The sequence below is a fragment of the Streptomyces glaucescens genome, assembly GCF_002154375.1.
In the GTDB taxonomy this organism is placed as follows: domain Bacteria; phylum Actinomycetota; class Actinomycetes; order Streptomycetales; family Streptomycetaceae; genus Streptomyces; species Streptomyces glaucescens.
Genome location: NZ_MUND01001081.1, coordinates 1 through 637 on the forward strand (window position 1 = coordinate 1; position 637 = coordinate 637).

General features: G+C 72.5%; 1 protein-coding gene and 1 pseudogene. One reads left to right on the forward strand and one right to left on the reverse strand.

What is annotated here, in order from left to right:
• Positions 1 to 226, reverse strand: a pseudogene (locus tag CCN42_RS40735) (SAV_6107 family HEPN domain-containing protein); the annotation flags it as partial.
• Positions 227 to 405: 179 nt separating this feature from the next.
• Here CCN42_RS40735 and CCN42_RS40740 point away from each other — a divergent pair.
• Positions 406 to 637, forward strand: a 232-nt coding sequence (locus tag CCN42_RS40740) for an ATP-binding cassette domain-containing protein (RefSeq protein ID WP_245877710.1), incomplete at its 3' end; no start/stop codon positions are given.

Sequence of the window (637 nt, forward strand, 5' to 3'; positions counted from 1 at the left end):
CGGCGGTGCGCAGGGCGGCGAGGTGGGCCGTGGCATAGCGCTCGTTCGGGGTTTCCAGGACGGCGGCCTCGTCGAGCCCGGCGTGGGCCTGGGCGAGCAGGTCGAGTGCGGCGGGCGGGGCGGCGGCCCGGCGGAGGACGGGGTGCACATCGTCGGCGGGTCCGGTCAGCGAGGGAGCAGGGCCGGTGGCGCGGCGCCGGCGCGCGGCGGCGGACGAGTGGGCCATGACGAACCTCCTGTCGTCTGGGTGACGGCACGTCCTCATACGGGTGCCGTATGTGCCCATCGTGCGGTATGGCACTGACAATCCGATCTGACCTGCGCTTTTGCCTCGATCGAAGGTTCGGGCTAGTTTTTGCACTGACCAGTCAGTTCAAATATCGGCTCACCTGTGGGGGACGTGCTGTGGCAGAGCATGGGGCGGGCGGACTCGCCGTCAGCGCCCGGGACCTAGGGGTCGAGGGGCCCCGGGGCTGGGCGTTCCGGGGCGTCCGCGTCGAGGCGGACCCCGGCTCGCTGATCGCGATCGAGGGGCCGTCCGGCTCGGGCCGCACGTGTCTGCTGCTCGCCCTGACCGGGCGGATGAAGGCCACCGAGGGGACGGCGGTGGTCGGCGACGCCCGGCTGCCGAAGCAGA